Below are 23,433 nucleotides of genomic sequence, written 5' to 3' on the forward strand. Positions count from 1 at the left end.
TAAGGGTCAGGTCAGCGGACGGCACCGACCGGTGGGCCCCGATGTGACACCGAAGCGGCAAGCAACAGAGCAGACCGTAGCGGCTGCTCGGCGCGGCGAACCGCGGTGACCGTCGTCGCGGCCACCGGCGCGAATCGGGCGCGCGCCACCGTGCGCGCCACGTGCGACGCGGCCCGACACAACCGTTCACCGGTGACGATGAGAACTGCACCGACCCCGACGGCAATCACATGGGCGGCCAGCATCACCCACGCGGACGGGGCGGCGCCTAGCGCGTGGTCGTGGCCGGCGGAAAGGATCAGATGCCCGAGAAGTTGTCCGGCCGCAAGCAGCGCGATCAGGATCCGGAGCTCACCGGCGCGCGGCACCGCCGCGGCCGCCGCACCCACGGTCGCGGCCAGCACGATCAGCTGAATGGCCGACGCTCCGGTCGGTGGCGTGCCGGCACCCGTCCCGTGCGCGGCCACCGCGAGCGCAGCGGTCAGCAGACCGCAGGACCACCCCCGGATGCGGACCGCGACGCGGGACGGCGAGATCGACATCTCAGCTCACGCCGAGCCGTGCCATCAGATCGGCGTCGATGCCATCGAGCTGGCGGGCGATCGCGGCGTGTGAGGAGCGCCGCTGCGGCGTCGGCATGTGCTCGGCGGCGGTGACGGCGGCCGACAGGTCGCTGAGCCGCTCCGTCATGGCCGCGACGAACTGTTTGGTCTCGGCGTCCTTCGGCTTCTTCTCGGCGACCACACGCAACGAGTTCTCCGCGCCCGCGATGCGGGCCGAAAGTTCGGCGCCGTGTCCGGAGAACTGGCCGAGCTGGGTGAGCGGAACACCTAGCCGTTCGGCGCGCCGTTCGTCGAGCACGCCCCGTACCGAGGTGGCCGCGCGGTACGCGACCGGCACCACGACCGGGGCGAGCAGTCGGGTCACGGTGAGCATCCTGCGGATCCGGCCGGGGGCGAAGATCTTGCCTTCGCGGGCGGCCTTCAGCTGGGTCTCGGCCACCTTCAGCGCCGCCCTGTCGCTTTCGCGTTGCGCGTTGAGCTGGGCCTTGAGCGCTTTGGCCTCGGCCTTACGCTCGGCCTTGAAGCGACGCCTCTCGTTCTTCGCCGCCAGCTTTGCCTCGAGCTTGGCCTTGGCCTTGATGGCGCGCGCCTCGGCTCGACGGGTGGCGCGAGTCTTGCGTCGCTTGAACGGGCTCATCCCGAGTGCCTCCCGGCTGTGGGTTCTGGTTGCGGTGCAGCCCAACACTATCGTCCGGCGCAGCCGCGGCGACGGTGGTGGGCTTGGCACCATCGTCGGATGCGGGCATGCTGGACCCACCGGGGGCCGCGAGGTTGGGTCAACTGAACAGAAATGCCCGCCCCGACGGAGCGAAGCGCGCATAGTGGACTCGTTGAAGGGGGTATGTATGCCTGCCAGCCGCCGTGTCACCCGTGCCGTGGGTGCGGTGCTAGACCTCGCGCCGCGGCATGGAGAGGTGTCACTGACCCGACTCGTCGAAGCGGTCAGCGAGGACCGTGGCCGACCGATCGAGCTCAAGATGGCCGAACTGCCGCCCGGTGTGTGCGGGCAGTGGCGGCAGTACACCGACCGCGACGTGTTCGTGATCCAGAAGGGGCTGCCCGCCTGGGACCGGACCCTGGCCCACGAACTCGGTCACCTGGTGCTCGGTCACGAGGGCACGCCGGTGGTGGAAGCGGCGCGCGAGAACGCCGAGGTGGCCAGCCTTGATCTGATCGGATACATGCTCAACCAGCGGACCGGCTGCATGGGACCCGGCGGTGAGGACGCCGAGCAGGAGGCCGAGGACTTCGCGGCCCTGCTGCTCTACCGGCTGGGCCGGTTGCCGTCGGACCGGTCCTCGATCGTCCAAGTACGGCTCGGAGAGGCATTTGGTTGATCGTCTGGGTGATCGCCGGTCTGCTCGGATTGGCCACCGGACTGCGCATCGGGTGGGCGTTGGTCAACAAGCAGTCCCTGGTGAGCACCGCGATGATCCTGGCGTTGGGCAGCCTCGGGCTGGTCGCCGCGCTGAACTGGCCGCCGTTGACGCTTCTGATCGACACCGCGCTGCGGTGGCCCAACATGTCGATGGGGCTGACCCAGCTGGCACTGATCGGCTGCGCGGCGGGCAGCTGCGTGATGATCACCACCGTCTCCTCCGGACGTAAACCCGCCACCATTCGCAAGATCGCCATGGTGCAGTACGGCATCGCCTCCGTGATCGCCGTGGTGAGCCTGGCGGCGTTCTTCAGCGCGGGGAAACAGCCGGAGATGGCGCCCGACGAATACTTGCGCCAGAACCTCAACTCCGGCAACTCGCTCCCGTGGCTGTTGCCGCTGCTGTACGTGCTGCTCGCGCTGTCGCTGGTGTCGTGGGCGGGGATGCGTTATTCCAACCGCAGCCGGCGGGGCCGCGCCCTGTTCGTCTTCACCGTCGGGATCGTGCTGATCGTGGCGGCCTCGGGGTTCTTCTTCCTGCAGGTGGTTGGCGACACCGGCCCGGTGGGGGTGCGCACCGCGGCGACGCTACTGGGCTGCGCCATGCTCGTCGTCGCGGCGGGATCGCTACTACCCAGCATCGAGGACTGGTTCGGGGCGCGTCGCGAACTGCGGGTGATCCAACCGCTGCTGACCGAGTTGGGGCGCCGGCATCCCGACATCGGGATCGGTGTGCGCCCGCGCGGCCCGCTGGCCTTCCGGGTGGCCGAACGGATGTCGTTGATCTCTGATGCGCTGTTCTTGGAGGCCACCGCCGCCGACCACAAAGGCAACGGTTCCGCGATCGACGACGACGGCGAGGAGATCGAGACGCCGGACGTGCCGCCGAGCGAACAGGCGCGGGCGATCGCGCGGTGGGTCCACAGCGGTCGCGAAGACGCCCCGAACGGCAAGAAGGTGGCCTTTCCCGGGCCGGGCTGGCTGCGCCAACCGGAGACACATTCAGACCGCGAATGGATCCTCGAGATCGCGCAGCAGTACCGCACGCTTACCCGAGCCCAGGACGGCTCGGGTAACGCGTCCGGAAACACGCAGCCTCAGCCGGCACGGCTGGAAAGCCGCTGACCCTCAGCACAGCACTTCGCCGGGCGATAGCGCCCCGCGAGCGAGGGCTAATCGTCCAGGTGCTCCCGGCGGCGCAGCTCGTCTGCCTTCTGCACGAGGTCCTGCTGGGCTTCGGTGGACAGACCGACCGTGCGCGCCGCAATACGGCGGACACCCTCGTCGCGCATGTTGGCGAGCCAGGTCAGTTCCTTGTCCAGCTTCTCGTAGTACTCGTCGTCGGTGAAGTACGCCGGCTTGATACGGAAGAAGTTGGCAAGGGCTGCCATCGTCGCTGCGGACGGGTTGGTGCGGTTGCCCGAACGAAGCTGAGACAGGTAGGGGGCTGACATGGTGATGCCCTCTGCCTTGAGCGCAGCAATCACTTCAGCCGACGTGTGCGGGCCCCGGCCCGGCGGATAAACCGTGTCGAACAGGCGGTTTAGCCGGGCGGCGAACGTCGTGCTCATCGATATGACCTCCACATGCGTAGACGAGCGGGTTTATTGGCGGCGTATTTGCTGATCATCGTAGCCAGTGTTGTGCTGACAACCAAGTGCAAACCACTCAAAAATTGACCCGCCTTGTCGTTGTAGATAGCCGCCACGGGCGGTGGCGACCCCTCTAGAGTAGGCCGACCGCGCGGGCCTGTGGGGCGTTCTGGCAAATAATAACGCTCGCGTCGTATTTGATTTGCCAGCACATACGGCGCCGGAACCTCACCAATGGCGCCAAACAACACTGGCAACGCCCATCACGCGCATGTCACAAGCCGAGACCGTTTGCTAGTAAGGCGAGCTTAGTAAAGTTTCGCTATCGGCGTACCAGCACGTTCGGCACGGGCCGTCGTCGGACCGCCCCGACCGCCATGGCGAGCGCGGCGATCGTGGCCACGGACCCGGTCGCGGCCACCGCGGCCCACCTCATCCCGAGGGCCGCGTCGAAGAGGATCCACACGCCGAACGACAAGAACAGCACACTCGCGAGGTTGTGCAGGAACCGCACCGGCAACCGGCGGTGCAGAACCGCGCCGGCCGCGATCGCCACCCCGTCGGCCGCCACCATGCCGACCGTCGCCCCGATCCACACCCCGGCCCAGTGGTGATCGCTGGCCAGAGCCACCGTGGCGAGCATTGTCTTGTCGCCCAGTTCGGCGAGGACGAACGACGAGACGATCGCGGGAACGACGAACCGCGCTTCGGCCACCCGGATGTCGCCGTCGTCCCCGCTGTGTCCGGAACGCCATGTCCACGCGGCGAACAGCAGGAAGGCGATGGCCGCGGCGAACGCGATCGGCCGATCGGGCAGCGTCAACCCGAGGAAATGGCCGATGGTGACCGACAGGCCGTGCACCAGCATCGCCGCCAGGCCCACCCCCGACAGCACCACCCACCACCGGTGGCGCAGCGCGTAGGTGATTGCGATCAGCTGCGACTTGTCGCCCAGTTCGGCGACGAACACCACGGCCAGGCTGATGACTATCGCGGTGAGCATGAGAAAGACCTTTCGACGCGTCGCCGACGGGCCACATGTTCAGCGGTCCGTCAGCTTCGGTCGAAGGTCTCGCCCACCGCCACTCGGTCGAGTCGCGGTTCGTGGGCCGGGCTTGCGCCAGTATGTCGACCCGACGATTGGGGGCTACTCCCCTTCGCTGACGTGACCGACCATAGCGGCCTTCGGCACGGCGCGCCACCGCCACGGAGATTTCGGGCACCCGAAACAATTGTTCAGGAGGCTGAATCGAATGCTTCGAAATGCCTTACGCCGCAAGCAGCATCGCAAGAATGGCGGTGTCGGGATGGCTGATCGGGTCGACGCCGACGCGGCTGACCATCGACGTCACCGTGCCGTCTGCTTCGGCCTCGACCCACGCGGCCCGGTGTTCGAGGCCCAGATGCGGAAGCCCGGGCAGCAGAACGCAACCCGACGCGGCGCCCGTGCACTCCGGCAGCGACGGCGTGGTCTCCGAAGGTGGATGCAGCATCAGCAGTGCCGGGGGCTGCTGATGCGCGAAATGGCCTGGGGCGACCGCTGACTCGCCGATCACCGTGCCTTCTGCGACCACAAGGCCGACGGTGTCGGGCTCGGGTTCGTCGGGCAACTCTTCACGGGCCCCGAAAATCGTTGTAGTGGCCAGCAAGCCGGGCAGTGACGCGACCCGCACCGCCAGCGTCAGGAGCTGCGCCCACTCTTTGGTGGAGTCCGGCCAACGACCCGAGATGACGAAGCCCTTGAGCGCGCCTCGTGAGTGAAACGGGGCGATCTCGATCGCCCGACCGGAGCTCTTTTCCATCCTGCCTCCGCGCCTTCGTTATTGGCTCAGGATGCGGTGCAAACGCTTGGCACACAAGACGACACGGGTGCTAACCGTCGACTTTGTGGCGCCGGACCGTCCACACCACACGGTAAGACCCGTCGGCAGGCACCCAGCCGAACTCGCGCGAGTCCATGGCGCCAGGCACACCGGGATTGTCGGACAGGGCCTCGAATGTCGCGTCACGACCGGCGCCGCGCACCTCGCCGACCCGCTTGACGAGCCAGCGGGAGGACAGCGTCGGATCGCGAAACACCCGCAGCTGGCCCGGCCGCGGAGTTCGGCAGCGCAGCCCGAGGAGCCCATCGCCGGGGGACAGCGTGGGCAGCATCGAATCCTCGACGACAGCGAATCGTCGTAGCGGCCAACTACACCGTCGATGGTTGCGGCCCATCCCCGAAGGGTAAGTTAGGAGCCATGCTGCATCGACTGTTCGCCAACGCAACCCCTGCCCATGCCCACTGCGACTTGTACTGCGGCGTCTACGACCCCGCCCAGGCCAAGATCGAAGCGCTCTCGTGTCTGAAGACGATTCAGAAGTACCACGACTCAGACGACGAGCACTTCCGCGCCCGCTGCGTCATCATCAAGGAGCGCCAGGCCGAGGAGGTCAAGCATCACCTGATGGTGCTGTGGGCCGACTTCTTCGCCAAGGAGCACTTCGAGCAGTTCCCGAACCTGCACCAGTTGTTCTGGGACGGTGTGCACGGCGCCGGTGACGTGAAGAAGTCGCTCGATGTCGCCGTGGCCGAGAAGCTGCTCAAGACGATCGACGAGATCGCCGACATCTTCTGGCAGACCGACAAGGGCAAGCAGATGGGTGTCTATCCGCCCGCCTGAGCCCGTCCATCCCACTCAATAAACAGAGCCGCCGGAAATCTTCCGGCGGCTCTTTCGTGCGGGCTCAGAACAACACGATCAGGGCGAGGATGCCCAGCAGCACCAGCGCGATCACGCCGGCGCGCACACAGGCCACCATCTGCGCGCGGGTGTAGACGTTCGAGGAGGCCTGCCACTCAGACGGCGGTACCGCAGATCCCGGACCCATCGGATATGACCCCATCAAGTACTCCTGACCTGCACGTTCGCTAGTTCTCCTCAGTGAGCCGTGTCACAAACGCCACGTTGTGACGCCGATCATAGCGGGTGGGATCCACGGCGCGAAATCAACCATCGGCACGCCGAGCTCGATGTTCGCCGACCCGGTTAGGGTTAGCTCAGCTATGGATTTCGCTCGTGCCGGTGGACGGGTTGCGTGAACGCGGTCACATTATCCACAGTGATCTTCAGTGGCCGCACGGATTGGGCGGCTCACAGCGGTTACCGGCTGATCATGGCCTGTGGATGAACCTGTGGAAACTGTGGATAGTCCGGAATTGCTGATCTCGCAGGGCGGGGCCGCACGTGCGGGGTGCCCCCGCGTCGTCGCTAGGCTGGTCGGATGATCCAGGTGTGTTCCCAGTGCGGAACGCGGTGGAACGTGCGCGACCGGCGCCGGGTCTGGTGCCCGCGCTGCAACGGCACCCTTCTGGCGCCCGCAGGGCCCGAACCGGGCACCGAGTGGAGCGCGGCCGCCGTGGCTGCGCCTGCGCGGCCGTCCGCGCGGGGCGCGACACCGCCGCGCCTGCCGCCGGGCTACCGCTGGATCGCCGTGCGCCCCGGAGCCCCGCCGCCGCCGCGACGCGGGCGTAGACCGCTCGGGCCCACCCCCCGCTACACGGTCATCCCGCGGTGGGGGTTGACCGAGCACTTCGACCACACCGACGAGCAGCAGTCGGCACCGACGACCGGCCCCGCGCTCGCGACCGTGCGCAGCCTGCTCGTCGCGACGATGATCGTGCTGGGTGCCGCGGCGTTCATCCACCTGGTGCGCTACGCCCTGCTGATCATCAACCGCAGCATGCTGCTCAACCCGTGGATCGCCGGGTCGGCGACGTGGCTGGGAGTCGGCATCAGCGTGATCGCGATGTTCATGGTCTTCGCCAGCTTCGTGGTCCTGGCCAACTGGCTGGTGGCCCGGCGCGCCGCCGCATTCGCCCACCGCGGGCACGTCGACCCCCGGCCGGGCTGGGCGCTGCGCGCCGGGTGCCTGGTGCCGCTGGTCAACCTGGCGTGGGCACCGGTGTTCGTGCTCGAGCTCGCGGGGGTCGAGGAGCGGTTGACCTGGCTGCGCAGGCCGGTGGTGATGTGGTGGCTGGTGTGGGTGGCCAGCTACGTGGTATCGATCTGGTCCATCGCGACGAGCTTCGCCCAGGACGCCCAGGGCATCGCCGACAACACGGTCACGACGATCGTTGCCTACCTGCTGGCCCTGGCCGCATTCCTGCTGGCGTACAAGGTCTTCGAAGGTTTCGAACGACAACCGATACAGCGTCCGACCAAACGCTGGGTGATGGTGTCGGAGGCCGAAACCCCCGAAACCCCCGAAACCCCCGAAAGCGTTGCCGCGGTAGAGGCTTCGGGACAGAACCCGGCTACCGTATCCGTATGATCTCGGCCGAAGGCGGAGCCGCCGAATCGGCGGATTCGGCACCAGAACCCGGCGGCCACCCGTTTGTCGTCGCGCACCGCGGCGCCTCGGCCGACCGGCCCGAGCACACCCTGGCCGCCTACCAGCTGGCGCTGGAGGAAGGCGCCGACGGCGTCGAGTGCGACGTGCGGCTGACCCGCGATGGTCACCTCGTGTGCCTGCATGACCGCAAGGTCGACCGCACGTCCAACGGCACCGGGGTGGTCAGCGAGATGACGTTGGCGCAGTTGCGTGAACTCGATTACGGCTCATGGCATCCCAGCTGGCGCTCGAACTCGGGGCACGGCGACACCGGCCTGTTGACCCTCGAGGAGCTGGTGACGCTGGTGCTGGACTGGAACCGCCCGGTGAAGCTTTTCATCGAGACCAAACACCCCGTCCGCTACGGCGCGCTGGTGGAGAGCAAAGTGCTCGCCCTGTTGCACCGGTTCGGTATCGCGTCACCGGCATCGGCCCGTCTGGCCAGGGCGGTGGTGATGTCGTTCTCGGCGGCCGCGGTGTGGCGGATCAGGCGTGCGGCACCGATGCTGCCGACGGTGCTGCTCGGCGACACGTCGCGGCTGTTGGGCGGCAGCGCCGCGACCACGGTCGGGGCCACCGCCGTCGGGCCGTCGATCATGACGTTGCGCCAGCATCCGGAGCTCGTCGATCGCGCCGCCGCGCAGGGCAGGGCGATGTACTGCTGGACCGTCGACCATTTCGAGGACGTCGGCTACTGCCGCGACCTCGGGGTGGGATGGGTGGCCACCAACCATCCGGGCCGCACCAAGAGCTGGCTGCAGGACGGGCTGACCGGCGCCGGCCGCTAGCGCACCGCAGCTTACAAGCGGCCGCCCGCGGCCTTGGGAGCCGCAGAATCCGTTGCTCGCGAAGGGATTTCGCGTGCGACAAAGTCCTCGAGATGGAACAGGTTGGTGCCGGCCCGGTCGGCGACGCGCACCAATGTCGTCATCAGCGACATCTCCTCGACCTGTTCGGCCAGGAACCACTGCATGAACTGCTCGCCGAGGTAGTCGCCCTCGTCGCGGGCGACGCTGGCCAGTCTGCCGACCTGCTCGGTGACGGTGCGTTCCAACTCCAGCGCCAGCGTGAGCGCTTCGCGCACCGTTCCGAACGCGTTGCGCACAGCGTCCACCCCGGGGATCTCCACGTCAATCCCCCGGTCGAGCAGGTACTGCACCAGCATCATCGCGTGGTTGCGCTCCTCGACCGACTGGCCGTAGAACAGCTTGGCCAGCTGGGGCAGGTCGGCGCCGTCGAAGTAGACCGCGATGGCAAGGTATTGCTGTGAGGCGCTCAATTCGCTCCGGATTTGCTCTTGGAGCAAGCCGTGGAATTTCGTGTCGTGAGCCTCAACTGTGGTCATGGGAGCGACGATATAGCAGGTCAGACCGGGTTGTCAGCGAAGGTGCGCCTAAGACAGGCCAGCTTTCCCTAACTAAGCCTGCCCAGTGTGACGCCGCTGACATTTCCCGGATTGGGTTTGCTGTGACGGCTCATGGTTGGGCGTCTAGGACGTCTTGGGGCACCGGTGCATCCGAGCGCATGGCGTCGAACAGTTGCTCGGCGGCGTCGCTGTCCCAGACCACCACCGAGCCCGCAGCGCTGCCGGTGAATTCGCCGATCGGCACGGTCACCGTGGTGACGTCGCCACGCATCGCCCACGCCAGCCGCGCCAGGTCCCAGATGTGCGCGCCCTCGTCGACGGCGACGGCCTTACTCAGCGCCTCGGCCATCGGTTGCCAGCGCAGCGGGTTGAGCAGCACCACGGGGCTGGCCGCGCGGTGCAGCAGCGCGGCCATGAAGGCGCGCTGGCGCAACATCCGGTCCAGATCGGCGCGCGGCGTGGCGCGCGTACGCACGTACCCGAGCGCGCTGCGCCCGTCGAGCTGCTGACACCCCGCGGGCAGGTCGATACCGGCCAACGGGTCGTTGACGGGCTCGTCGAGGCACATCGTGACGCCGCCGACGGCGTCGACCATCACCGCGAACCCGTCGAACCCGATCTCGGCGTAGTGGTCGAGGCGCAGCCCGGTGGCCTGTTCGACGGTCTGGGCCAGCAGCGGCGCGCCGCCGAGCGTGAACGCCGCGTTGATCTTGTCGCTGCCGTAGCCGGGAACCTCGACGTAGGAGTCGCGCGGAATGGACACCAACGTGGTCTCGGTGCTCGACCAGAGCGCGGGGATGTGGAGGAGCAGGATCGTGTCGGTGCGGCCGTCGCCGAGGTCGCCGCCGGTGGCCAGGTCGGCCTGTTGTTCGGGCGTCAGGTTCTGGCGGCTGTCGGACCCGACGAGCAGCCAGGTGGTGCCCGACCCGGCGGCCGGTCGGCCCGGGTAGTTGGTCAGCGCGGGTATGCGCTGCAGCGAACGGTCCAGCCAAATCCCGGTGGCCACTGTCGCGACCACCATCACCAGCAGGCACGCGAGCAGAACTCGGCCCCAATGTCGTTGGCGGCGTGGCTTTTTCGATTTCTTTGGGGCAGGCGGCGGAGGCGGCTGACGCGGGGCAGGAGGCTTGCGCGGCGGTGGCGGCCTGCGGGGCGGTGGCTGGCGCGGGGGAGGCGGAGGCGGTGGGGGCCTGTGTTGCGGGGTCGGCGGGTGGGGTGGCCCCGGTGGCGGTGGCTGGCGCGGGGGCGGCGGCGGTCGGTAGGTGAGATCTCGGCGGATCACCTGTGACGGCTCTCGACGAACCCGGGGGTCCCGGCCCCTGGGTGGTCGCGGCGCGTCGGTCACAGAAAGAAATCTACGTGGCGGCCGCCGGTTTTCACTGCAGCCAGCTCAGGTGCCCTGCGGCAATCGTGTAGCCGACGAACGCCACCGCGTCGATCAGCGTGTGCGCGATGATCAGCGGCCACAGCCGCCCGGTGCGCAGATAGACGTAACCGAAGACCAGGCCCATCGCGAGGTTGCCGAGGCCGGCGCCGAAGCCCTGGTACAGGTGATACAGGCCGCGCAGTGCGCTCGAAGCGAGCACGGCGACCACCGGGTTGACCCGTAGTTGGCGCAGCCGGGTGAGCAGGAAGCCGACCACGATCACTTCCTCGGCCCAGCCGTTGGCGAAGGACATCAGCAGCAGCACCGGAATGCGCCACCACGTGTCGTACAGTTCGGCGGGTTCGACCGAAGCGTTGAGCCCGAGGACGCGGGCGATCTGATAGAGCGCCAGGCCCGGGATCCCGATCAGCGCGGCGAGGCCGACGCCGCCGAGCACGTCTGGGCGCCACCGCGGCAGGCCGAGGCCGATCCGGTCGGGGCCCAAGCCGCTGCGCCACAACAGATATACGCCCAGCGCGCCCCATGCCAACAGTTGAAACAGCCCGGCCAGGTTCAACCCGAGGTCGATCAGGTCGAACTGCGAGCGGCGCGGGTTGAGCGCGACGACCTGACCGGCGAGGCCGAGCAGGACCGATTCGGTGAGGCGCAGCAGCGCGGTATACGCCGACAACGCGAACGTCACGGCCAGCACGACGCCGACTTCGATGCGCAGCGCGCGTCGCTGCGGTTCGCTCAGGTCGTTCGCGCCGCCGGTCACCGCAGCTACGGTAGCGGGCGGGGGTTCGCGTCAGGCCCGGCGCGCGCGCAGCCCGTTGAGGAAGGGGCAGCCGAGCAGGATCCTGATCGCCTGGCTCAGCCCGGTGACGTCGTCGACCGGTTTGGCGAACGGCAGCCGCACGTCGTGGTCGCCCTCGTCGTTCTCCACCCGCAGCCGCACGCCGTAGCGGTCCAGCCCCAGCGGGCGCACCCGACCGCGCCGCATCGACATGGGCAGCCGGCTGGCCAGCCGGTCCACCAGATCGCGGTGCGCGGACTCCAGGTGCAAAAGCCAGCCGGACTCCATGGCGCAGAACGGATCCGGCCGGGCCGCCAGCAGTTCGCTCACGCCGATCGATTCGGCGCCGGTCGAGTCCGCGGCCACCACCGAGTCGACCTCCAGCCGCAGCAGTGCGTACCGCAGATCGTCGGCATCGCGGAGCGGACCGGAGTTCACCTGCAGCAGCGCCGGGTTGGGGTCCTCCGATGCGACCAGGTCGAGCAGCGGCGCGACGGCCGAATCGGGAATGTGGTGCAGGCGGCCGCGGATCCACACCAGCGAGCGCACCGGTTCGCGCAGCGGTAGCGGCGCGTAGTCGGTCATCTCCATGAAAGCGGGCACCCCGGCGGGGCCGGCGGTGGCCACCTGGCCTGCCAGCAAGGCGCCGTGCGGGACGGTGACCGCGAAGCTGCCGTCGTCCAGCAGGTGATGTACGGGAGATTCGGCGGGGTCCATGCCCTCGACCGCGAGCATCGCCCCTCCTGCCTTGGCGCATGCGCTGCGGATCCGCTCGGCCGTCGTCGGTGCCATCGTGGTGGTCGCCATGTCCCTCCTATGGTTAGGTGAGCCTAACTTAACTAGGCCCGGCCGCCTCGCGCAAGGCTTACGTGCAGCGGAACGGGATTACCGGGGTGAACCGATAGGGTTGAGCCGTGCCACGCATCGCCTATCTCGGACCCCAGGGGACCTTCACCGAGGTGGCGCTGCGCAAGATGGCAGCCACCGGCATGGTTCCCGGCGACCCGTCGTCGCTGGACGTGACGCCGGTGGCGTTCGAAAGCGCGGCCGCCGCACTGGCCGCGGTCCGCGCCGGGGACGCCGAGTTCGCGTGCGTGCCGCTGGAGAACTCGATCGAGGGCGCGGTGTTGCCGACCCTCGACAGCCTGGCCGCGGGCACCCCGCTGCAGATCTTCGCCGAACTCACCCTCGACGTGGCGTTCACCATCGTCGTCCGGCGCGGCACCAAGGCGGCGGACGTGGCCACCGTTGCCGCGTTTCCCGTGGCCGCGGCGCAGGTGCGCCAGTGGCTGGCGGCCAACCTGCCCGGCGCCACGCTGGTGCCCGCCTATTCGAACGCCGCGGCCGCGCACGACGTCGCCGAGAAGCGTGCCGACGCCGGGGTGAGCACGGCGCTGGCCGCCGAACGCTGCGGGTTGGCGGCATTGGCCACCGACGTCGTCGACGAGGCCAGCGCCCGCACGCGGTTCGTCCTGGTCGGATCGCCCGCGCCGCCGCCGGAGCGCACGGGCGCCGACCGCACCTCGGTGGTGCTTCGGCTCGACAACGTGCCCGGCGCGCTGGTCTCGGCGCTGACCGAGTTCGCCGTGCGCGATATCGACCTGACCCGCATCGAATCCCGGCCCACCCGAACGGAGTTGGGCAGCTACATGTTCTTCCTGGACTGCGTCGGACACATCGACGACATGGCGGTCGCCGAGGCACTAAAGGCGTTGCACAGACGTTGTGCGGATGTGCGTTATCTGGGTTCCTGGCCGACGGAATCGGCCGTCGGCGCGGTGCCGCCGGAACTGGACGAGGCAACGCGCTGGCTGACGCGACTTCGGGAGGGCAAGCAGTGAGTGGGCGGTTGGTGTTGGTCCGGCATGGGCAGTCGCATGCCAATGTCGAACGGCGGCTGGACACCCGCCCGCCGGGAGCCGCGCTGACCGACCTGGGACGTGACCAGGCGCGCACCTTCGCGCGACGCTCCGTCTCGACGCACCGGCCCGGGTTGCTCGCGCACTCCCAGGCGGTGCGGGCGAGCCAGACGGCGCACGAGATCGCCGCCGAACTCCGGCTGGACGCCTACGAATTCGAGGGCATCCATGAGGTTCAGGTCGGTGACCTCGAGAATTGCAACGACGACGACGCCATCACGGAGTTCGAGACGATCTATCAGCGGTGGCATCAGGGCGATCTGAACGTGGCGATGCCCAACGGCGAGTCCGGCCGCGACGTGCTGGACCGGTATCTGCCGACGATCAACGAGCTGCGGCTGCGCCATCTCGACGACGCCTCCTGGCAGCACGACATCGTCGTCGTCAGCCACGGCGCGGCGATCCGGCTGGTGTCAAAGGTGCTGGCAGGCGTGGAAAGCAGCTTTGCGTTGGACCACCATCTCGGCAACGCCGAATCGATCGTGTTGGCGCCGATCACCGACGGCCGCTGGAGTTGTGTGCAGTGGGGCGCACGCACGCCGCCGTTCTATCCGGAGCCCGATGTGCAGCCGGTCCGGGACGCGCTGCAGTCAGCTGACCCGATGGGCTGACACCACCACGGCGCAGGTGCAGCCGACCGTCTCGCAGTCGATCCGAAACGTGTGCACCACCTCCGGCATCGCGCAGTCGGGTTCGGTGCATTCGGCGCGCGCGGACGCGTGATGGATGACGGTGCCGTGGCAGTGGTCCAGGCCGGCGCGACAGTCGCGACAGTCACTGCTCATGGCCCGTTCATAGCACCGCGCGACGACAATTCGGGGATGCCGCGCCCGTCATCCCCAACCCAGTTCGTGCAGGCGCTCGTCGTCGATGCCGAAATGGTGGGCGATCTCGTGGATCACCGTGATCGCCACCTCCTCGACCACCTGTTCCTCGGTCTCGCAGCTGTCCAGCAGCGCCTCGCGATAGATCGTGATGGTGTCCGGCAGCGAGCCGGCGTACCACGAGTCGCGCTCGGTCAGCGCGATGCCCTGATACAGGCCGAGGAGATCGCGCTCCTCGTCGTTGCGGGCCTCGACGAGAACGACGACGTTGTCGATCGCATCCGCAAGCTTCGGAGGAATGAGATCAAGCGCCTCGGAGACCAACTCCTCGAACCGTTGCGGGCTCATCCGCACGGCCACGCCGCTACTGCCCCGGTGGCGGCGGCACCGGTGCCGGTGCGGGTGGCGGAGGCGCCGGTGCGGGTGGCGGGGGAAGGATCCCCGGCGGCGGTGGTGGCGGCGGCACGCCCGGCGGTGGCGGCGGGGCACCGGGCGGCGGCGGGACTCCCGGTGGCGGCGGCGGGCCGTTGAGGAAGGTGTTGCCCGGTTGCTCGGGCTCGGTGGGCTCTGAGCTCTCCTCGGCGCCCACCTGCTGGCCGTGTTGGGTCGAATCGGTGGTGGCGCTGCTGCTGCCGCCGCCGTGCGTGGTCCCGCTGCTGCTGCCGCTGCTACTGCTTCCGCCGCTGTAGGACTGGTCGCTGGTCGCCGCCGACGAGCTGATCTCGGGCATCGGGATCGGCGGGAAATTGAGCCGTTCCTGGGGAATGTCGGGCGGCGGGATCGGGGGCTGACCGTTGATCAGCAGCGGACCCTTGGCGCTGTTGAGCAGCGTCGACCAGCCGCCGTTGCCGAGCGTCGCCCCGATGCTGCACGACACCTGCTTGCTGCCTGCCGTCCAACTCGGCAGCGAAATCGTGCTGTAGATCAACGTCAGCGTGGTGCTGCGCAACTCGATCGGCGCCAGGTAGTCGTCGGTCATCCGGGTGCAGGCGTCCTTGATGAAGGCGTCCTGCTCGGGTTCGGGCGGAAGCGCGTCGGGGAACCTCTCGGCCAGGTTGACCGCGCCGGTCACCTCCATGGCGTGCGGTGCGGCGCAGTCGACGGGAACGTCGGTCGGCTGGTTGGTCGACGGCTCGATCCCCAGGCAGGTGCCCGCGGGCCAGACCTTGGACTGGTCGTTGTCGGCGACCTTGCCCTTGAACGGCAGCTGCTGGTTGTTCGGGCCGGGCAGTTGCAGACCGCACAGCATGCGGCGTTCGCCCTGGTTGCGCCAGGCCCGGTCGCCGGACCACAGCATGCTCACGGTGAACCGGCTGTTGGGGTCGTAGTCCGCGCCGAGGTAGCGGCGCACCGAGGTCGCGCACTGCTCCTGGCTGATCTGCTGGATCCGCGTCGGCGACGGCGGCTCGGCATCGGGCCCGTACTCGCTGCCCGGATAGGTGCGCATGTCCACCGACTGGGCGACCTCGAAGCGGTGTTCGTCCTTGCAGTCGACGATCTCGGCGGCGTCCGGCGTGCGATCCGGCCAGTTCAGGCAGTCACCGGCCTTGGCGTGCTCGAACGTTTCGTTGCCGCGCGGGCCCAGCGAGATCGTGCTGGCGGTCAGGCCTGCGGTGCCGTCGCGCTGCGGCACCGCGATGATCAAACCCGCGACGAGCAACGCACCCAGCGCGGTCAGCAGCAGCCCGCGGCGCGTCGGCGTGGCATGCAGGCTGTGCCACCACGCCACCCGCTGCGGCCGCTCGTCGCGCTCGGGTTCGTCCAACATCTGCTCCATTGTGACAGGCGTGTCGGGCCATGCGACAAGTGATGCGTTTGTAAAGTTATGGGGTTGTGGCTGGGCCGGTTGCGCCGCGACTTCTGCACCAGGGTCGTTGCCGCACTCGGATCACAGCCCCTGCGGCAGAAATCGAGGCACCGAGCCGTCGGGCCGACCTCGAGATGTCCGATCCTGCGCGCCGAAAGTAGTGTGACGCCCGTGATCGACCTCAAGCTGCTGCGCGAAAATCCAGACGTCGTCCGCGCCTCGCAGCGCGCTCGCGGCGAAGATCCGGGCCTCGTCGACGCGCTGCTCGAGTCCGACGCCGCGCGGCGGGCCGCGGTGACCGCCGCCGACAACCTGCGCGCCGAGCAGAAAGCCGCCAGCAAGAAGGTGGGCAAGGCCTCGCCCGAGGAACGGCCGGCGCTTCTCGACGAGGCCAAGAGCCTCGCCGAGAAGGTCAAGGCCGCCGAAGCCGCCCAGGCGGAAGCCGAAAAGGCTTTCACCGCAGCGCATATGGCGATCGCCAACGTGATCATCGACGGCGTGCCTGCCGGCGGCGAAGACGACTTCGTCGTGCTCGAGACCGTCGGCGAACCGCGGGCCATCGACAGCCCCAAGGACCACGTCGAGCTCGGTGAAGCACTGGGGTTGATCGACCTGGAGCGCGGCGCCAAGGTGTCCGGGGCGCGGTTCTACTTCCTCACCGGTGCGGGTGCCCAACTGCAGCTCGGGCTCATGCAGCTCGCGGCGCGGCTGGCGACCGACAACGGGTTCACGCTGATGATCCCGCCGGTGCTGGTGCGGCCCGAGGTGATGGCAGGCACCGGGTTCCTCGGCGCGCACAGCGAAGAGGTGTACCGGATCGAATCCGACGACCTGTATCTGGTCGGCACCTCCGAGGTGCCGCTGGCCGGCTACCACGCCGACGAGATCCTCGACCTGTCCGGCGGACCGCTGCGCTACGCCGGCTGGTCGTCGTGCTTCCGCCGAGAGGCAGGCAGCCACGGCAAGGACACCCGCGGCATCATCCGCGTGCATCAGTTCGACAAGGTCGAGGGGTTCGTCTACTGCACCCCGGATCAGGCCGAGGCCGAACACGACCGGCTGTTGGGCTGGCAGCGCGAAATGCTGGCCAAGATCGACGTGCCGTATCGGGTGATCGACATCGCCGCGGGGGATCTGGGAATGTCGGCGGCGCGCAAGTTCGACTGTGAGGCATGGCTTCCCACCCAGCAGACCTATCGCGAGCTGACCTCGACGTCGAACTGCACGACCTTTCAGGCGCGTCGGCTGGCGGTGCGCTACCGCGACGAGAACGGCAAACCGCAGATCGCCGCCACGCTCAACGGGACGCTGGCCACCACCCGCTGGCTGGTGGCGATCCTGGAGAACCATCAGCAACCCGACGGCAGCGTCCGCGTTCCCGAGTCGCTGGTGCCGTTCGTCGGCACCGAGGTGCTCGAGCCCAAGCGGTAGCTAGTCGCCGAGCAGTTCGTCGAGCATCGCGGTGAACTGCTCGGGGTCAGCAGGCGTGAAGGCGGGCCGCCACCGGTTGTCGGCGACGTCGAGGGTGATCAGGGTCTTCTTCAACGGCCTGCCGACGTCCAGCGGGAGCCAGCGGCGCAGGTCCGAGCTGCCCCAGATGCGGAACCGGTGGAGCCAGTTCAGCGGTGTCGCGGTGTAGCGACGGATCGACGACAGCGGAATGACCTTCGACGTGCCAGACGGAAAGTGGTAGCGGCGCAACGTGATCGCCTCACGATCCAACTGGATCAGTCCGTCGTCGTAGTACTGCCGCGGCGCGCTCACAGCTTCTTGCACCGCAGCTCGTGACCCTTGCTGGTCAGGCAGCGACCGTTCTGGAGGTTCCACTGCCAGCCGTGCAGGTTGCAGGTCAGCGTCGAGCCCTCCACCACGCCGAACTTCGACAGGTCGGCCTTCAGGTGGGGGCAACGGCGCTGAATCTCCCAGCCGTCCAACGTGATCGTCGCGGTGTCATCGTGGGCTTCGGCGAACCAGCCGTCGGCGTAGGCGATGCGCTCGTCGGTCAGGCACTTGAAGAACGTGTACAGGTACTCGTTGTAGCCACCGACCCGCCAGGCTTTGAACCGCGTCGACAAAAAGATCGTGTTGACCCAGTCCGGCTCGTTGTCGCGCAGCACCGTGCGCACCAGTTCCGGGGCGATCTCGAAGCCGTAGCGGAACTTCTCATCCGAAATCGGCTCGCGCACTGTACGTTTAGGGAAGTCCAGCACGACGGTCTCGGAGTGGTCGCGGCCATTCAGCCGAAGCTCGACGGGGTAGCCGATCCCGTCGCAGATCTGGTCGCTCTGAATCATGATCGGTTCGAACACCGCGCGCAGCGGTTCCAGCAGCGACTCGCCGGCCGCAAGTGCCCAGCTCGCCTTCTCGGCGGCCAGCACCGGTGCCATCCGCTCGGCGTAGTCGGCGATGTAGTCCGCCTTGCCGGTGGTGAAGATCGCCTGCACTTCGTCATCCGGCAGCGGATGGCGCAGCGAATTCAGTTGCGAGCCGGTGAATTGCGCCGTCGACCCGGGAATCATCAGCAACCCGCCGTCGTGGCCGTGCGCGCGCATCTGCTCGAGGAACACGACCTGGTCGGGAAAGATGTTGGCCGGATCGCCTGAATCGTCGTTGAGGTGGCGCAGCTCGGGATCCAGAAAGCACGGCGGGCCCGCGGACGGAATCACCCATCGCGCCCCGACCTGCGCGATGTACTGCCTGCAGCGGTCCATCTGCCGTTGGCGCTTCTGGACGCCGAACGCTTCTTTCGCCCGCGCCGGCATGTCGTAGACCATCGGGTACCAGATCGCCCCGGAGTACTGCAGCATGTGCACGTCGACCTGGTCGAAGTCGGCGTGCACCACGTCGAGGTCGACCGGGCGGGCGTCGTTCATGTTGAAACAGACCGTTTCGCCGTCGTCGACCACCAGGCCGGAGTCACCGATCGGTCCATCCGCCGGGGCCCGCAGCGCGATGATCATCACATCGAGATCGCCTTTGGGGCCGCCGACACGGTGCTTGACCGAGTCGGTGGTCTCGAAGAACCGGTGAAAGCCGACCTTCTCGAGTTCGCGGCGCAGATCCGGCACCGGAAAGTCCGGCAACAACACCACCGCGTCCTTGTTCACGTGCTCGCGCAGATTCTTCGGGTCGAAGTGGTCGGCGTGCAGATGCGAGACGTAGAGGTAGTCGCAGTCGCCGATGGCGTCCCAGTCCAGCGCGCTGTTGTCGGGAAACGGAAACCACGATCCGAAGTACGCCGGGTTCAACCAGGGGTCACACAGGATGCTTCCGGCCTTGGTGTCAATGCGAAAACCCGCATGCCCGACGCTTGTGACCTGCACCAACGACCTTTCCCCTCGATGATGGTGACCCTTCGAGCTTAACGGGAGCAGACGGCGGAAGTCGCATCCGCGCGGGCGCACTACGCTAGCGGCTGTGGAACCGGTCTACGGCACAGTCATCCAACTCGCACGCCTGGCCTGGCGCGCGCAGGGGTTGACGTTCACCGTCACCGGAGTGGAGAACCTGCCCGCCACCGGCGGGGCGGTGGTGGCCGTCAACCACACCAGCTACTTCGATTTCACCTTCGCCGGGCTGCCCGCCTATCGCCAGGGTCTGGGCCGCAAGGTGCGCTTCATGGCCAAGAAAGAGGTGTTCGACCACAAGATCAGCGGGCCCCTGATGCGCAAGCTCGGCCACATCGAGGTGGACCGCAACAGCGGCGCCGAGTCGTTCGACATGGCCTGTCAGAAGCTGAAGGACGGCGAGCTGGTCGGGGTCTATCCGGAGGCCACCATCAGCCGCAGCTTCGAGATCAAGGAACTCAAGTCCGGGGCGGCCCGCATGGCGATCGCCTGCGACGTGCCGATCGTGCCGCACATCGTCTGGGGCGCCCAGCGGATCTGGACCAAGGGCCACCCCAAGAACCTGTGGCGGCCCAAGGTGCCGATCGCGGTTGCGGTCGCAGAGCCGATCTACCCGACGTTGCCCGCCGCCGAGCTGACCGCGCTGCTGCGATCGCGGATGCAGCACCTGCTGGAACGCGTGCAGGACGACTACGGCCCGCATCCCCCTGGCGAGTACTGGGTACCGCATCGACTGGGCGGCGGGGCGCCCTCGTTGGCCGAGGCCAGTCGGATGGATGCCGAGGAGGCCGCCGAGAAGGCCGCTCGACGCCAGAGCGGTCCGGACACGACGGGCGCGCCGGGATAGCGTCGATGGAACCCGTATTCCGGACGCTTGAGGTTCTCGTCAAGGCGGCAGTCAGGGTCCACGGGATCCGGATCACCTTCAACGGGCTCGAGCACATCCCCACTTCTGGCGGCGCGGTGATCGCCATCAACCACACCAGCTACATCGACTGGCTGCCCGCCGCTTTGGCCGCGCACTACCGCGGCAGGCGACTGCGGTTCATGATCAAAGAAGAGATGCTGGAAGTGAAGGTGGTCAGCTTCCTCATCAAGAACACCGGCACGATCCCGGTGGACCGCCGTGCCGGCGCGGGCGCCTACGCGGTCGCCGTGGACCGGCTCCGCGCGGGCGAAGTCGTCGGGGTCTATCCCGAGGCCACCATCAGCCGCAGCTTCGAGCTCAAGGAGTTCAAGACCGGCGCCGCGCGGATGGCCCGCGATGCCGACGTCCCGCTGATTCCGCTCATCGTCTGGGGAACCCAGCGCATGTGGACCAAGGATCATCCAAGACAGTTGGGCCGCAGCAAGTTTCCGATCGTCGTCGAGGTCGGCGCGCCCCTGCGCGCCGCGGAGAGCATGAAGCAGACTTTGACAGAGTTACGGGCGGCGATGAGCGCGCTGTTGGACAAGGCACAGCGGGACTACCCGCATCCCCCAGGCGCGTTCTGGGTGCCGCGACGGCTCGGCGGCAGCGCGCCGACGCCTGCCGAAGCCAGGCTGCTCGACGAAGCCGAACTCGCGGAGCGCGCCAAGCGGCGCGCGGAGCGAGAAGCCAAGGGCCGCCGATGAACCGGCCCGCATTGATCGCTTCCGACGTGGACGGCACATTGCTGGACGACGACGAGAAGATCGCCCCCCGCACCCGAGCCGTGGTGCACGCGGCCGTCGAGGACGGGGCGCAGTTCGTGCTGGCCACCGGCCGTCCGCCGCGCTGGGTGCAGCCGGTCGTCGACGCACTTGGGTTCGCGCCGATGACGGTGTGCGCCAACGGGGCGGTGATCTACGACCCCGCCACCGACCGGATCGTCTCCGCGCGCACGTTGTCCGCCGACTTGCTCGCCGAACTCGCCGATATCGCCACCAGGGCCATTCCGGGAGCGGGGCTGGCGGTCGAACGCGTGGGAAACAGCGCGCACGACGCGGCGACGCCACAGTTCGTCAGCTCGCCGGGCTATGAGCACGCCTGGCTCAATCCGGACAACACCGAGGTGTCCGTCGAGGACCTGCTCAGCGCGCCGGCGATCAAGCTGCTCGTCCGCAAGGCCGGCGCCGACAGCGCTGACATGGCCGCAGTGCTGGCTGACGCGCTCGCCGGGCTCGCCGACATCACCTACTCCACCAACAACGGCCTGATCGAGGTCATGCCGGTAGGCATCAGCAAGGCGTCGGGGATCGACGAGGTGGCCCGGCCGCTGGGGATCGCCGCCGACGAGGTGGTGACGTTCGGTGACATGCCCAACGACATTCCGATGCTGGAGTGGGCCGGGTTGGGGGTGGCCATGGCCCACGCCCACCCCGAGGCGCTGGCCGCCGCCGACGAAATCACCTCGACCAACAACGAGGAGGGTGTGGCCCGCGTGCTGGAACGCTGGTGGGCGCAGTAGGTTTCGGCCCACGCCCGGGTATTTCTACGTGGGGCTGATCGGAGGGGTGAAGCGCTCCAGCTGGATCGGTTCTTCGTCGACGTACGTCGGCGGAAGGTCGACCGCGATGGCGTCGACCACCCGTGTCACGCCGCCCGTCTCGCGGTCGAAGTTGAGCGTGCCGTGCTGGAAGTTCTGCACGATCCACAGCGACTCGTGGATCTCGCCGCTGGTCGGCAGGCCCAACGCACCGCGCTCGAAACCCAGCGATCCCCACGCCTTGTAGATCTCCCCGGTCAGCGGCTGGGCCCCGGTCGCGGGCGACCAGTACATCGCGCCGCGCTCGAACGTCGCATACCGGATGCCGTCCTGACCGGACGCCTCCGGAGACGTCGGATTGCCCAGCGGGCTGTTCGCCCCGCCCATCGCCTCCCAGCGGGCGAAGATCGCACCGCCGCGCAGCATGTCCACCAGATCGGCAGGGCCCGGCGGGCTGTTGAATCGCGCCGCGATCTCCCGGATCTGATCCATCAGCGCATAGGCCGCATTGCCGGGGCACTCGGTGATCCCGACGTCGCGGTGGGTGAAGATCGCGGGCAGCGTCGGGGCGGACCCGAACGGGAACTTGGAGAACGAGCTGCCCGCCGAGGCCAGCACCACGGTGCCCCTGGGATCGATGCGATCCATGCCCAGCCGCCAGCCCAGCAGCCGGCCGGTGGTGCCCAACTGGATCGGGGTGGGCGGCACGGCGTCGAAGTTGCCCATCATCGCCACGCCCCAGGTGTCGCGGTTGAAACCGCCGGTGTGGGCGCCCTCGACGGGTCTGGTGATGCCGCCCGCACGACCTTCGAACACCTGGCCGTACTTGTCGACCAGCGCGTTGTATGCGATGTCGCACCAGCCCAACGTCCGGGTGTGGTACTCGTAGATCGAGCGCACGATACCGGCGGAGTCCTCCGGCGCGTACTCGTTGCTGCCCGCGGTGTGATGGACGATGCCGGCTCGGATTCCGTTGTCGTACCGCGGTTCTCCGCACCGCATCGATTCGTCGGCGCCCCACTGCGCGCGGCCGATGACCACCGGCGGCACGCCGGGGCTGTTCACCGCCGAGGGCAGCGGCAGGTTGTCCACCGGTGCCTGCGGCGGGCTGATCAGCACCGCGTTGAGGTTCTGCACGAACGGTTGCTCGACGTTGGCGGGCACGTAACCCAGCTCCGGCCCGTCGTCGCCGGCCTCCTGCCGGGGCGGGGTGGGCGCGGCGCCTTCGGGCCGCCTCACCGCGATCTGCACCGTGGTGGTGCGCCCGACGAACACCGGTTCGGTGCCCCGCGGACCCGCGGCTTCGGGTCCGTCGGGACCGACCCCCTCCAGGGGCTCGACGTCGTACCACGGCCCCCACGAACCGTCGGCCTTCTTGGCCCGCACCCGCGCCGACGTGCCGGTGAGATCGGATGCGGTGAGCGCGACCATCGCGAACGGCGTGTCCTGGTGGATCTCCCTGATGGTCTCGCCGCCGCCGAGATCGGTCAGCGGCTGCTCGGCCATCTTGGGCGCTTCGAGGGCGGGCGCACGCTCCTCATCGCCGCCGGGCAGGCCGCAGAGCGCCATCGGCAGCATCACAGCCGTCGCCGCGACAGCGGTGAACAGCAACGACGGCGCGGGACGACGGCACGGCACAGACCGATGTTACGTA

General features: G+C 68.3%; 28 protein-coding genes. 11 read left to right on the top strand and 17 right to left on the bottom strand.

Annotated features, from left to right (window positions below; translation table 11 throughout):
• Positions 1-11: 11 nt before the first annotated feature.
• Positions 12-542: a hypothetical protein gene (locus G6N28_RS12615; RefSeq protein ID WP_179962065.1), complete on the bottom strand. Its 531-nt coding sequence runs from the start codon at positions 540-542 to the stop codon at positions 12-14.
• Position 543: 1 nt separating this feature from the next.
• Entirely contained in the window at positions 544-1,200 is a 657-nt protein-coding gene (locus G6N28_RS12620; protein ID WP_163900727.1) for a DUF6474 family protein, read from the bottom strand.
• 208 nt (positions 1,201-1,408) lie between these two features.
• Between G6N28_RS12620 and G6N28_RS12625 the strand changes: the two genes are divergently transcribed.
• Positions 1,409-1,900: an ImmA/IrrE family metallo-endopeptidase gene (locus G6N28_RS12625; protein ID WP_163900729.1), complete on the top strand. Its 492-nt coding sequence runs from the start codon at positions 1,409-1,411 to the stop codon at positions 1,898-1,900.
• On the top strand, positions 1,897-3,066 hold the full coding sequence (locus tag G6N28_RS12630; RefSeq protein WP_163900731.1) for a hypothetical protein: 1,170 nt from the start codon (positions 1,897-1,899) through the stop codon (positions 3,064-3,066). The genes G6N28_RS12625 and G6N28_RS12630 overlap by 4 nt, the downstream gene beginning before the upstream one ends.
• 47 nt (positions 3,067-3,113) lie before the next feature.
• Here G6N28_RS12630 and G6N28_RS12635 read toward each other — a convergent pair whose 3' ends face one another.
• The 4 genes from G6N28_RS12635 to G6N28_RS12650 form a co-directional block, all read right to left on the bottom strand.
• Positions 3,114-3,512, bottom strand: coding sequence for a helix-turn-helix domain-containing protein (locus tag G6N28_RS12635; RefSeq protein ID WP_163900733.1), 399 nt, complete (start codon positions 3,510-3,512; stop codon positions 3,114-3,116).
• A gap of 343 nt (positions 3,513-3,855) precedes the next feature.
• Entirely contained in the window at positions 3,856-4,536 is a 681-nt protein-coding gene (locus tag G6N28_RS12640; RefSeq protein WP_163900735.1) for a TMEM165/GDT1 family protein, read from the bottom strand.
• Positions 4,537-4,801: 265 nt separating this feature from the next.
• Positions 4,802-5,335: a peptidase gene (locus G6N28_RS12645; RefSeq protein ID WP_163900736.1), complete on the bottom strand. Its 534-nt coding sequence runs from the start codon at positions 5,333-5,335 to the stop codon at positions 4,802-4,804.
• Between the two features lie 70 nt (positions 5,336-5,405).
• Positions 5,406-5,687 (bottom strand): S24/S26 family peptidase, encoded by a 282-nt coding sequence (locus tag G6N28_RS12650; RefSeq protein ID WP_163906187.1) that lies wholly within the window; start codon positions 5,685-5,687, stop codon positions 5,406-5,408.
• Between the two features lie 86 nt (positions 5,688-5,773).
• Here G6N28_RS12650 and sodN point away from each other — a divergent pair, with 86 nt between their 5' ends.
• Complete coding sequence (gene sodN / locus G6N28_RS12655; RefSeq protein WP_163900739.1) at positions 5,774-6,196, top strand: superoxide dismutase, Ni; 423 nt, start codon at positions 5,774-5,776, stop codon at positions 6,194-6,196.
• 64 nt (positions 6,197-6,260) lie between these two features.
• Here the strand turns inward: sodN and G6N28_RS26740 are convergent, their stop codons facing one another.
• On the bottom strand, positions 6,261-6,419 hold the full coding sequence (locus G6N28_RS26740; RefSeq protein ID WP_170307895.1) for a hypothetical protein: 159 nt from the start codon (positions 6,417-6,419) through the stop codon (positions 6,261-6,263).
• Positions 6,420-6,797: 378 nt separating this feature from the next.
• On the opposite strand from G6N28_RS26740, the gene G6N28_RS12660 reads away from it, so the two are divergent.
• Together G6N28_RS12660 and G6N28_RS12665 are read left to right on the top strand one after the other, a co-directional pair.
• Complete coding sequence (locus G6N28_RS12660) at positions 6,798-7,847, top strand: DUF4328 domain-containing protein (protein WP_163900741.1); 1,050 nt, start codon at positions 6,798-6,800, stop codon at positions 7,845-7,847.
• Positions 7,844-8,695: a glycerophosphodiester phosphodiesterase gene (locus G6N28_RS12665; protein ID WP_163900743.1), complete on the top strand. Its 852-nt coding sequence runs from the start codon at positions 7,844-7,846 to the stop codon at positions 8,693-8,695. Before G6N28_RS12660 ends, G6N28_RS12665 begins: the two co-directional genes overlap by 4 nt.
• Positions 8,696-8,706: 11 nt before the next feature.
• Here G6N28_RS12665 and G6N28_RS12670 read toward each other — a convergent pair whose 3' ends face one another.
• The 4 genes from G6N28_RS12670 to G6N28_RS12685 form a co-directional block, all read right to left on the bottom strand.
• On the bottom strand, positions 8,707-9,252 hold the full coding sequence (locus tag G6N28_RS12670; protein ID WP_163900745.1) for a ferritin: 546 nt from the start codon (positions 9,250-9,252) through the stop codon (positions 8,707-8,709).
• Positions 9,253-9,382: 130 nt separating this feature from the next.
• Entirely contained in the window at positions 9,383-10,555 is a 1,173-nt protein-coding gene (locus G6N28_RS12675) for an LCP family protein (RefSeq protein ID WP_235674759.1), read from the bottom strand.
• A 94-nt stretch (positions 10,556-10,649) separates the two neighbouring features.
• Positions 10,650-11,417: a CPBP family intramembrane glutamic endopeptidase gene (locus tag G6N28_RS12680; RefSeq protein WP_163900749.1), complete on the bottom strand. Its 768-nt coding sequence runs from the start codon at positions 11,415-11,417 to the stop codon at positions 10,650-10,652.
• A 30-nt stretch (positions 11,418-11,447) separates the two neighbouring features.
• On the bottom strand, positions 11,448-12,242 hold the full coding sequence (locus G6N28_RS12685; RefSeq protein WP_163900751.1) for a DUF2470 domain-containing protein: 795 nt from the start codon (positions 12,240-12,242) through the stop codon (positions 11,448-11,450).
• Positions 12,243-12,349: 107 nt separating this feature from the next.
• Here G6N28_RS12685 and pheA point away from each other — a divergent pair, with 107 nt between their 5' ends.
• Together pheA and G6N28_RS12695 are read left to right on the top strand one after the other, a co-directional pair.
• The gene (pheA, locus tag G6N28_RS12690) at positions 12,350-13,276 is read left to right on the top strand and encodes a prephenate dehydratase (RefSeq protein WP_163900754.1); all 927 of its coding nucleotides are present in this window, start codon (positions 12,350-12,352) and stop codon (positions 13,274-13,276) included.
• Complete coding sequence (locus G6N28_RS12695; RefSeq protein ID WP_163900757.1) at positions 13,273-13,965, top strand: histidine phosphatase family protein; 693 nt, start codon at positions 13,273-13,275, stop codon at positions 13,963-13,965. The genes pheA and G6N28_RS12695 overlap by 4 nt, the downstream gene beginning before the upstream one ends.
• Here G6N28_RS12695 and G6N28_RS12700 read toward each other — a convergent pair.
• The 3 genes from G6N28_RS12700 to G6N28_RS12710 are packed head-to-tail and all read right to left on the bottom strand — an operon-like array spanning position 13,945 to position 15,955.
• Complete coding sequence (locus G6N28_RS12700; protein WP_163900759.1) at positions 13,945-14,139, bottom strand: hypothetical protein; 195 nt, start codon at positions 14,137-14,139, stop codon at positions 13,945-13,947. The genes G6N28_RS12695 and G6N28_RS12700 overlap by 21 nt on opposite strands.
• Before the next feature lie 48 nt (positions 14,140-14,187).
• Positions 14,188-14,538, bottom strand: coding sequence for a metallopeptidase family protein (locus G6N28_RS12705; RefSeq protein ID WP_163900760.1), 351 nt, complete (start codon positions 14,536-14,538; stop codon positions 14,188-14,190).
• Between the two features lie 4 nt (positions 14,539-14,542).
• Positions 14,543-15,955 carry a septum formation family protein gene (locus G6N28_RS12710; RefSeq protein WP_163900762.1) on the bottom strand — a complete coding sequence of 471 codons (1,413 nt, stop codon included), beginning with the start codon at positions 15,953-15,955 and terminating at the stop codon, positions 14,543-14,545.
• A gap of 201 nt (positions 15,956-16,156) precedes the next feature.
• On the opposite strand from G6N28_RS12710, the gene serS reads away from it, so the two are divergent.
• Positions 16,157-17,416, top strand: a complete 1,260-nt coding sequence (serS, locus tag G6N28_RS12715; RefSeq protein ID WP_163900764.1) for a serine--tRNA ligase — start codon at positions 16,157-16,159, stop codon at positions 17,414-17,416.
• Here serS and G6N28_RS12720 read toward each other — a convergent pair whose 3' ends face one another.
• The gene (locus G6N28_RS12720) at positions 17,417-17,749 is read right to left on the bottom strand and encodes a hypothetical protein (protein WP_163900766.1); all 333 of its coding nucleotides are present in this window, start codon (positions 17,747-17,749) and stop codon (positions 17,417-17,419) included. It abuts the gene before it with no gap.
• A complete protein-coding gene (locus G6N28_RS12725) occupies positions 17,746-19,308 on the bottom strand; it encodes an MBL fold metallo-hydrolase (RefSeq protein ID WP_163900768.1) in 1,563 nt (520 codons plus the stop codon). The genes G6N28_RS12720 and G6N28_RS12725 overlap by 4 nt, the downstream gene beginning before the upstream one ends.
• A 94-nt stretch (positions 19,309-19,402) precedes the next feature.
• Here G6N28_RS12725 and G6N28_RS12730 point away from each other — a divergent pair, with 94 nt between their 5' ends.
• From G6N28_RS12730 to G6N28_RS12740, 3 genes are read left to right on the top strand one after another with little or no spacing between them, the layout of a single operon-like run.
• Complete coding sequence (locus G6N28_RS12730) at positions 19,403-20,179, top strand: lysophospholipid acyltransferase family protein (RefSeq protein WP_163900769.1); 777 nt, start codon at positions 19,403-19,405, stop codon at positions 20,177-20,179.
• A gap of 5 nt (positions 20,180-20,184) precedes the next feature.
• Positions 20,185-20,946, top strand: coding sequence for a lysophospholipid acyltransferase family protein (locus G6N28_RS12735; protein ID WP_163900772.1), 762 nt, complete (start codon positions 20,185-20,187; stop codon positions 20,944-20,946).
• Complete coding sequence (locus tag G6N28_RS12740; protein WP_163900774.1) at positions 20,943-21,761, top strand: HAD family hydrolase; 819 nt, start codon at positions 20,943-20,945, stop codon at positions 21,759-21,761. The genes G6N28_RS12735 and G6N28_RS12740 overlap by 4 nt, the downstream gene beginning before the upstream one ends.
• A gap of 24 nt (positions 21,762-21,785) precedes the next feature.
• Here the strand turns inward: G6N28_RS12740 and G6N28_RS12745 are convergent, their stop codons facing one another.
• Positions 21,786-23,357 carry an N-acetylmuramoyl-L-alanine amidase gene (locus G6N28_RS12745; RefSeq protein ID WP_276001168.1) on the bottom strand — a complete coding sequence of 524 codons (1,572 nt, stop codon included), beginning with the start codon at positions 23,355-23,357 and terminating at the stop codon, positions 21,786-21,788.
• Positions 23,358-23,433 lie beyond the last annotated feature (76 nt).

Origin of the sequence: Mycolicibacterium pulveris (assembly GCF_010725725.1) — a bacterium.
Taxonomy (GTDB): Bacteria; Actinomycetota; Actinomycetes; order Mycobacteriales; family Mycobacteriaceae; genus Mycobacterium; species Mycobacterium pulveris.